The organism is Pseudomonadota bacterium (assembly GCA_026388255.1).
In the GTDB taxonomy this organism is placed as follows: Bacteria; Desulfobacterota; Syntrophorhabdia; order Syntrophorhabdales; family Syntrophorhabdaceae; genus JAPLKB01.
In genome coordinates this window covers 3012-12683 of the sequence record JAPLKC010000122.1, presented here as the reverse complement: position 1 = coordinate 12683, position 9672 = coordinate 3012, and the positions used below count along the sequence as shown (strand labels likewise).

The window sequence follows — 9672 nt, the reverse complement described above, 5'->3', positions numbered from 1 at the left end:
TATTCTCAATGAACCTTGCCAATGCCAACCTTGTAACGCTCTCTGCCTGTGAAACAGCCCTTGCCAAGGTTACGGGAGGAGATGACCTTGTCGGGTTATCCCGTGGATTCATCTATGCCGGTACTCCCTCGCTCCTTGCCACCCTCTGGGAGGTAGATGATCAATCAACTTCCATCATCATGGAGAGCTTCTATAAGAACTGGCTCAAAGGGATGAGCAAACCTGAGGCCCTCCGTCAGGCACAGATTGCCTTAAAAAAGATACCCCGATATGCCCATCCGCACTACTGGGCAGCTTTTGAGATGATAGGGGATTACAGGTGAAACTTGGAATATGAAAATAATATGGATGAGCAGTGAAACTTTTTTTGCGTTCATGTGGTCTTATCTCTGAGTCCGACGCTCGGGGAAGCGGTAAATAACACCAAGGAGGCCGAAGAGATGAAGAAGACGAGAATGTTTAGAAGAAGGTTATTCCTTTTGCTACCGGCTATTATGCTGTGTACTTTTATTTTTGGTGCCCCTACCTCATCAATGGCCGCAAAAAGGGCGCTCCTCGTTGGAATTAATAACTACAAGAACCTTCCATTTTATTCAAAAGAACACAAGAGAGAGATACAGAACCTGAAGGGGGCCGTCAGAGAGGTATCGATGATGAGGGAGAAGCTCATCGAGCTCTATGGCTTCTCAGATGAGGATATCAAGGTATTGACGGATAGCCGGGCGACAAGAAAGGCCATCCTGGAGGCTTTTGAGGATTGGCTCATAAAAGGCACGAAACCGGGAGACATGGTTTTCTTCCATTTCTCGGGCCATGGAACCCAGGTTCCCGATGAAGATGGTGATGAAATTAATGGATTTTACGAGGCGATCTGTGCGTACGATGTTACAACGAAAAGGGTAGAACCCTGGAGTGAAGCGGGGATCATAACTGATGCTGAGATTGACCTTCTTCTAAAAAAACTAGAAGGGAGAAATGCAATAACCTTTGTCGACTCATGTCACGCAAATGCTATGGGACGAAGGTACTGGATTCTTTCGGGCAAGACCACGGGATCCACAGAATGGAACCCCTATATCACCGACGTAATAACAAGGGACCATTCTGGTGGGCGTATTATGAATTGCCGATACTACTACAGTCTCCATGATCTCTCCATAAAAATGAAAGAAGATGTAGAGTTAATAAGGTTACAGACTATTGGTACGGTGGCATATATTGACAATACTACAAACAGACTGATCCTGCGGGACGAGTTGGGCGTGATAGCCCTTGATATTACGGACACGAGGTTTCGCAAGGTCGTGAAGAATTCGCCTACGACAAAAGAGAATAAAAAAGGAAACAAAGAGGAAGGCGCCATAGAGATGATAATGGTTACGGAAATAGAGAGCGGCAATAAGGTGAAAGTCGACTTTAAAAAAGAGCGTGGCAAGTATGTTGCCATTGGCATCGACAAAATTGTTCAACAGAAATAGTCCATAATAAGGAGTTCTGTCTTGAAGATGAGCGCTAATATGTTTGTGTTCAAGGTCCACAAAGAGCTTGGAAACGGTTTTCTCGAAGCGGTTTATCAGGAGGCTTTGGAAAGGGAGTTCATTCTACAGGGCATAGATTTCAGGACTCAGCCGGATGTAATCCTGTTCTATAAAGGGCAGCAACTCAACAAAATGTATAAACCCGATTTTATTGCATTTGAAAAAGTTGTTGTTGAAATAAAAGCCATCGAAAAGCTTACTGCCAACGAGGAAGCCCAAATTATTAACTATCTGAAAGCGACTCGTATAAGAGTTGGCCTGCTGCTCAATTTTGGCTCAAAATCTTTGGAATATAAAAGGATGGTACTCTAATCTGTGCAAATCTGTGTAATCTGTGGATGAAACTTTTTTGCTCCCTTTCAGTCCTTTTGTATGTTGTTAAATATTACAAAAGGAGGACAGGGAAATGGGAGCGAACCTGTGCATAAGGAGGCATTGGAGAAGGAATTCGGTCTTCAATCTATAGGTTCCCGGCAACAGCTCAATTCAGGGGTTAACCGCTCAATGTGGGCGGTTGCGATAAAATAAAGATATGGAGGATTCCGGTATGATTTTAACTAAAAGAAAATTCTCTTGGAAACTGATCCTTATTTCTGTATTGGCATTTATGTCATTGTCTCCGATTGTAATGAAACATTCGGTTATAGCGGCTGAACAACAAAATAAAGAATACAACGAAGGCATATCAGCAGCTATAAAAAGTAATTTTGAAGACGCCCGCAATCGATTTATAAAAGCCGTGAAATTAGATATCGAGTCAAATGACGACGATACCTTTTCGAGTTTGGGATTGACCGTCGCAGAAGATGTTCTGAACAAGAAAATAACAAAGGATGTAGGCAAAACTTTGTGCCAAGCCCTTCAGTTTCTTCCATATAAAGGGCTTACGAAGGAAATGAATAATATGTTCTTCAATGTCGGCATCGAAAATTCCAGACGTGCCATTGGCCTTGACTTAAATTACGCTGTTGCTTATATGATTCTTGGTTACTCTTATGCCCTGAAAGGGGACATTGGTTCTGCGATTGACGCACTTAACAAGGCCACAAACATTGATCCGAATTTTGCGACAGCCCATGCTCTTTTGTCAGCGCTTTATCGTTCCCAGAACAAACATGAGTTGTCCGACAAACACCTTAACAGGGCTGCTCAGCTTGTCAATCAAGGTGTTCAGGTTCCCAATAGTTTATTACAACGCTTTAAGAAGATGGGTTTATTAAGCGCCGCAAAAAAAGGGGATTTACGTTATTATGTTTTTCAACCTGAAAACGTTGAAGCACAATGGATAACCATCGAGAAGCTTCAAAAGCTTCTGCGGGAACACCGTTATGATTTGATTCCTGACTGTTTTTCGAGCGGAGAGTACCGGGTCGTGTAGTAAAGGCCCTAAAAGAAAATCCGGATAAGTGGATTAAAGCTTGGACTTTAACCGAAGATACGATGAGCAAAGAAAAGCAGCGATTTCTGAAAGGTGAATTACCGATAAGCTTTCGTCGTGAAGATGGTGAATGGAAAATTAATGAGAATTAATTATGCTTGAAGAGGGCGTCCTTAACAAAGTAAATAACCATGATGTATTGAATAAACGAATGGGACATTTACTAAATTACAATTTTTGTAGAACCGGTGGTCGGTCACTGACTCAAAATGATAGCTTGGAAAGGCTATGCATCGGATCGCTCTTAACTCCGGCTGATTTTTATGTTGACTGCTCATTGCGGGACATAAGTTGATCAATAATAATTTGAATGATATTTCAGCAACACAAGCAAGAGGTTGTTACTAACTTAAAAGGAGGTAATTTGTCATGTCGAAGAAAGTGATACTGGTTCTTGTCTTTTTGCTCCTCCTCACTGGTACTGCAATTGGAGGAAAAATCAACAAGCCATTGGGGATTACCTATGACCAGGTGCTGCCCGGTTTAGAGTTTTTCAATGTCAAGGAAGTTCAGAGAGAAGACGGCCAGGAAATCTGTGAAGGCCGCCAGGAGGGCTCAATATTGAGACTGATTGGCGATAAGAAGAATCTGTCAAAAATAGAATTAAAGATACAACTGCCTGATAACAATTCCGCAAACAATGCTATAACAAGCCAGAAGATATTGCAGACTTTCTTGACGAACACTATTCCCGTAGTTTTTAAGCAGGCCTCGCTCAACAACATCTTGAAAGAAATTAAAATGGGTCGGGTCTACCCTATTCAGGGCTCAAATGCCGCCGGCATGATGTCTTTCCCCGGTATTGACGTCATAACCTATCAATTTGATGGCACCAGAGTGCTCCAATTTATAGTATTGAAGGAAAGCCAGAGACTCCATGTCTTCTTGTGGGGTATCTGAACTGCGACGCACTTTTGGCAATATTGGCCTCAAGTCCTTATCGTGCGACCGAAAGGCATAGGAATCAGCTCTTGACGTGAACAGCGTTAAGAACATAAACAGGTACCCAAAGAGGCAATGCTGTCGACTTGTTACACTTCTCGCTGATGGTCGCGTTATCCTCTCTTTCATTTGGTAATTGTCGGCAATGATTTTCCCCTAAATAAACTGACAATAGAGCAGGATATACCTTGAAAATCCTCTTGACTGTGGTGTATTTTCATGGTACTTGGTTTTTATGATCAGACGAAAGCACCTACTCTCCAAAATTGAGACAGCTTTGAAGCGGAGCCGGGTGGTCGTGCTCCTTGGTCCACGGCAATGTGGTAAAACGACCCTGGCCCGTGAACTGATCGATGCGGCATCCCGGAACTACTTTGATCTGGAAGACCCCGTTAGCCTGGCCAGACTTTATGAGCCCATGACGGCACTACAATCCCTGGAGGGGTTGGTGGTTATTGATGAAATTCATAGGCGACCGGATTTGTTTTCTATTCTCCGGGTGCTCTCTGACCGGAATCCTCTTCCGGCACGATTTCTTATTTTGGGCAGCGCATCACCTGCTTTGCTTAAACAGTCTTCAGAATCGCTGGCAGGGAGAGTCGAAATGATATCCATGAGCGGATTTTGTCTTGAAGAAGTCGGAAAGGAGGCGCAAACCCGGCATTGGCTGCGAGGTGGGTTTCCACTTTCCTATTTGGCGCGATCAGAGCCGGATAGTGTTGCCTGGCGTAAAAATTTCATCCAGACCTTTCTGGAACGTGACTTGCCACAACTCGGCGTGAAGATTCCTGCGACGACTCTTTTACGATTCTGGACAATGATTGCCCATTATCATGGCCAGGTATGGAATGCTGCTGAACCTGCCCGCTCACTTGGAATAAGCGAGACGTCAGTCCGCCGTTATCTGGACCTGCTTACAGATGTCTACATGATCCGCCAGTTGCCCCCCTGGCATGTCCATATAACAAAACGACAGATAAAGGCGCCAAAAATATATTTTCTTGATACCGGGTTGTTGCACTACCTGTTAGGAATAAGGACATGGAAAGAGCTTTTGGATCATCCAAAATCAGGTGCGTCCTGGGAAGGTTATGTGATCGATGAAGTGCTGAGAGTTGTGGAACCGGATGAAGCCTATTTTTGGGGCACTCACGGTGGGGCTGAAATTGATCTTGTGCTGCGAAAGGATGGAAGGATGGTTGGGGTCGAATGCAAACAGGTAGATGCTCCAAAGCTTACGCCTTCAATTCGGGCTGCCTTGACTGACCTGGGTCTGGAAAGAATTTATGTGATTTATCCAGGCGAGAGAAGATATGCTTTGGCAGAGCGGGTCGAAGCGATACCTATGGGCGATGTTGCAAGAAAAGGCTCTATAAATGATTTATGGAAGCATTAAGGGGCGCCAGGGTTTCATTAAATTAGTAAAAAATCTTTATGCAGCTATCGACGGATTGAAACTTTTTTGCTCCATTTCAGTCTTATTGGCATGTATATTATAGCTTCTTATAAATTAAAAAACCCTGTCACTAAGCATGCCCCGGAAGGCCTGAATCCGGGGGTGAAAACCGGTATCCAGAAGTAATTGAATCCACCGGATGTTGCTTGCGCAAGCATGACAGAAAAAGGCAATGATGAAACTTTTGCAAGAGGTTCATATATAGATTCAATTAATATATTTTAATGGGAGGTACTATGAAGTGTAGATTTCCGGTGAAGTTATCCTGTACCATTTTCTTTCTTATTTTCACCATTTTTTTTGCTTTGCCTTCTTATGCGATTACAAAAAAGGCATTGCTAATCGGCATCAATAATTACAAATATCTTCCCTATTATTCTAATAAGTTGCAGAAGGAGATAACCAACCTGAAAGGCGCTGTTAACGATGTGAATATCATGAAAGAGAGGCTGATTAACCAGTTTGGTTTTTCTGAGAAGGATATCATGGTTTTGACGGACAGTCAGGCCACGAGACCGGCTATTTTGAAGGCTTTTAATAACTGGCTTGTCAACGGGACCAAAGAGGGTGACACGGTATTCTTTCATTTTTCCGGCCATGGCGCCCAGATACCGGATGAAAACGGTGATGAAGATGACGGGCTGGATGAAACGCTCTGTACCTATGAAATGCCCCCCAAGGGCACGCTGGACCAGTTGAAAGCAGGCATGATTATTGATGATGAGCTTGGTGTTCTATTCAGGAAACTTGAAGGAAGGAGTGTTACTGCTTTCCTGGATTCCTGTCATTCCGGAACAGCGACGAGGAGTATGAGAGGTGAAGCTGTGAGTAAGCTTGAATCAACACCTGCATATAGACCCAGGTTTATTCCTGTGGAAATAGTAGGGGGTGCACAGAAAACAAGGGGCAGAGATATTTCTTTGCAAAAAATCCCAACTCAGACGGACGTTCCTCCCGGTCAGGTCTTTATTTTTTCTTCAATGGAGAATCAATTATCCCAAGAAATGCCCATGCCGGACGGGACGTGGAACGGGGCGCTTACCCTCGGGATTGTGGACGGGCTAAAAACTAAAGGAAATATTTCTTATAATGCTTTACACAAATATGTATGGGATTTTATCAAAAACAGACACAAGCTTGACCAGAGCCCCCAGATTGAACCGACGCAAGGACCTGTCCTCGCAAAAATGGTTTTTACGCCTACCATAGAACCTATCCCTGTAACGGTGCCTGTTGTTGTAAAACCACCGGTAATTGCAAAGCCTCCTGTGTCAAAGCCTAAACCGCCCTCAAAACCTCAGCAAATGGCCCAGATGCAGCCTGTGGCGCCACCTAAAGTAGAAGTGCCTCCACCGGCGCCACAAAAAGTAGAAGCACCGGCGCCAATACCATTAGTAGAAGTACCGGCGCCAATACCATTAGTAGAAGTACCTCCCTTAAAGCTGCCTATTGTTGTAGCATCCCCCCCGGCTCCACCACCAGCGCCTCAGAAGGTGGAAGTGCCTCCTTTAAAACAACCTGTTGCTGTAGCATCCCCTCTGGCTCCACCACCGGCGCCTCAAAAAGTAGAAGCGCCTCCCGCAAAACCACCCGTTATTGTGACGCCTCCTCCGCCTGCCCCGCCCGTTAGCCCTCCATTGCTTGTATATAGTGCACCGGAAGCGCCCCCGGAAGTAAAAGACGAGAAGGTACTTGTGAGAATAGACCATATCAAGGGTGTCCCCCCGCATGTTCTGAAGAAGATTGAGCAGGCCCTTGCAAAGATTAATCATATTAAATTAACGAAAGAGGATTTCTTTGACAGGATTCTTCGCGGAGAAGTGAATAAAGGCCTGTTTCAGACAAGATTAGTCAACCGTATAGGCGATGCTGTCCAGATTACACCTACGAAAAATGTTGATGAACTTATTCAGGCAATCGCCAGGCAGATAGAGAGCGATTATATGGTCAAGCAACTTGCCCGCATCCATAACCCGAACCCTTCTTTCAACGTAAAGGTATGGATTACCGACGAGGGCCGGAATGACTTCAGAGTTGGTGAAAAGGCAGTATTTAACTTCCGTTCGGACGAAGATTGTTATCTCCTGATGATAAACACCGATAGCAAGGGAAATGTACATCTCATGTTCCCCAACAGATTTTACCGGGATAACTTTATCAGGGCAGGCGAAGAACGGAAGATCCCCGATGAGCGCATGGGGAAGAAGTTTGAGCTTGAATTCGGAGAGCCTGTAGGTGAAGAGACGGTGAAGGTAATTGCCACAAAAGAGCCTATTGATCTTGATAAACTCGGGATCGGTAAATTTGAAGAGCTTCTTAAGCAGGGCGTTTATGCTCAGATTCCTGAAAAGACAAGGACAATCCTTGTAAAAGAGGTTAAGGAAAGCCTTTCTTCCGGCAAATTTGCATGGAGCGACGACACATTGGTCATAAGAAGCCATTCGAAAAGATAAGGCAGGAGAGAGGATATGACAGTGAAAACACGCTTTTTAATTATAATATCATGGGTCATGCTGCCGCTGTTTTTTACATTGGCTCATGGGGCTGATTGCGAGAAGGCAAAGCGCTCTTTCAATGAGGCCTACGGTCTTGACAATGACACCCCCGGCCTCATAAGAAAGGAGCAACTCTACAAAGAGGCAACATATCTCTGTCCCTCACTGGCAGAGGCCTGCAATAATCTGGGTGATGTGTACGAAAGGCAGGGAAGGTTTGAAGAAGCGGCTGAGCAATACAAAAAGACGATAGAGCTTAGGCCCCATGTCCCATATCCTTACTTCGGGATAGGAGACGTATACTACAAAACCAACAGGCCAAAAGAAGCTGTCGAGTGGTATGAAAAGGGCCTCAAATACGATCCCGGCGATATAATTACAAAAGAGCGGCTTGCCCTTGCCCGTGATATGTCGAAGGGGAGTGTTGTAAAGGCAGAAACCATCCGCAATCTATTTTCCTCGACACGAGGTCCTGCTGAAATTGTGTCGATTACTTTTGGAGAGGCGCTTATCCCTTTTGAATATAACAAAACAAACATAGTGGGCAGTGCTGTTAGCCAGATTGCCGAGCTGGGCAAGGCACTCAGGGACATTTCCGGGGTTTTCGAGATTGCCGGCCATACCGACATTCGGGGCAGCGACGGGTATAACCGGAACCTGTCAATGAAGCGTGCTCAGGCAGTTGTAGACTATATTGTGCAACATTATGGCATATCGAAGTCTAATCTGATAGCTAAAGGGTATGGCAAGAGAATGCCCCTTTGCAGCGACAACTCCGAAGCATGCCACAGCCTTAACAGAAGAGTTGAAATCATAAGAAAAGCGGGATATGCAGGGTCTACAAGAGGCATACAGACCCGCTCCATTTCTTCTGCTCCTGAGACGACGGTAGAACAAAAAGTCATTGTGGAAGCCGGTTTCTTTTTTCAGAAGAAAGGGGAGAGAAAAATAAAGATACTCAAGGACGGTATGAGTCTCAAATCACGTTCAGACCGGTATCTTATCTTCTTCAGACCCCTCCAGGATTGTTATGTCTATGTTGTTCAGGAAGATGCAAAAGGCAACGTGAATATCCTCTTCCCAGGCAAGGACAATAATGCTCGTGTATTAAAAGAAAAGGACTACTGGGTTCCTGCCCCCGGCAAGGCATATACGCTTGACGATACAAGAGGTGAGGAAAAGCTCTATCTCCTTGTCACTTCATGGCCATTACAGGGTGAGATAGAAAGCCTTTCTTCAGGACAAGATGTAAGAGGGGTAGGGGGCCGGATAGAAGGCGTTTCTCTCAAAGAACAGGTAAGAGGGGCAATACGCAGCCTCAAAACAAGGGCAATCCTGGTAGTACCGGTAGTTGAGTCGCTCCAGGCGGATACGCCGCAGGCAGAATCACCGGAAACGGGCGCACCCCAGCACATCTCGGAAGATGAACTCACTCAACAGCCCAATAGGATCAACGCACTTCTTGAGAGGATCGAAGGAGAAGGCGGATGGGTAAAAATAGTGCAATTCAGGCATGAATAATTTTTAGTGCAGACGCCTTAATGACGCGAAGGAGTATAATTAAAAAGGGCAATGAGAGGAGGCAAATGAAACAAGCATTTTGCTTTGTTGTTGCGTGCATATTTATCTTGTTATCCGTCTCTGCCGGGGTGTATGCCCTGGATCAGGATGAAATGATAAAAGAAAATGAAGCGTTCAAGAAAAAGTATACGGAAATGATAAAAAGCAAGACGAGCAAGGATGAACTCGCAAGAGAAAGAGAGGCGTACAGCAAGAGACTTAGAGAGATGGCAGCAGGCTCCA

The 9672-nt window shown here is 44.9% G+C and carries 9 protein-coding genes; all 9 read left to right on the top strand.

Annotated features, from left to right (window positions below; all coding sequences use genetic code 11):
• On the top strand, window positions 1-323 hold a 323-nt coding region (locus NT178_17480), incomplete at its 5' end, for a CHAT domain-containing protein (GenBank protein ID MCX5814314.1).
• Between the two features lie 117 nt (window positions 324-440).
• On the top strand, window positions 441-1478 hold the full coding sequence (locus NT178_17475; GenBank protein MCX5814313.1) for a caspase family protein: 1038 nt from the start codon (window positions 441-443) through the stop codon (window positions 1476-1478).
• Between the two features lie 27 nt (window positions 1479-1505).
• Window positions 1506-1850, top strand: coding sequence for a GxxExxY protein (locus tag NT178_17470; GenBank protein ID MCX5814312.1), 345 nt, complete (start codon window positions 1506-1508; stop codon window positions 1848-1850).
• A 235-nt stretch (window positions 1851-2085) separates the two neighbouring features.
• Window positions 2086-2916, top strand: a complete 831-nt coding sequence (locus tag NT178_17465) for a tetratricopeptide repeat protein (GenBank protein ID MCX5814311.1) — start codon at window positions 2086-2088, stop codon at window positions 2914-2916.
• Window positions 2917-3345: 429 nt separating this feature from the next.
• Window positions 3346-3876, top strand: a complete 531-nt coding sequence (locus NT178_17460; GenBank protein MCX5814310.1) for a hypothetical protein — start codon at window positions 3346-3348, stop codon at window positions 3874-3876.
• A gap of 277 nt (window positions 3877-4153) precedes the next feature.
• The gene (locus NT178_17455) at window positions 4154-5314 is read left to right on the top strand and encodes an ATP-binding protein (protein ID MCX5814309.1); all 1161 of its coding nucleotides are present in this window, start codon (window positions 4154-4156) and stop codon (window positions 5312-5314) included.
• Between the two features lie 296 nt (window positions 5315-5610).
• The gene (locus tag NT178_17450) at window positions 5611-7827 is read left to right on the top strand and encodes a caspase family protein (protein ID MCX5814308.1); all 2217 of its coding nucleotides are present in this window, start codon (window positions 5611-5613) and stop codon (window positions 7825-7827) included.
• Window positions 7828-7842: 15 nt separating this feature from the next.
• On the top strand, window positions 7843-9390 hold the full coding sequence (locus NT178_17445) for a tetratricopeptide repeat protein (protein MCX5814307.1): 1548 nt from the start codon (window positions 7843-7845) through the stop codon (window positions 9388-9390).
• A 65-nt stretch (window positions 9391-9455) separates the two neighbouring features.
• On the top strand, window positions 9456-9672 hold a 217-nt coding region (locus NT178_17440; protein MCX5814306.1), incomplete at its 3' end, for a hypothetical protein.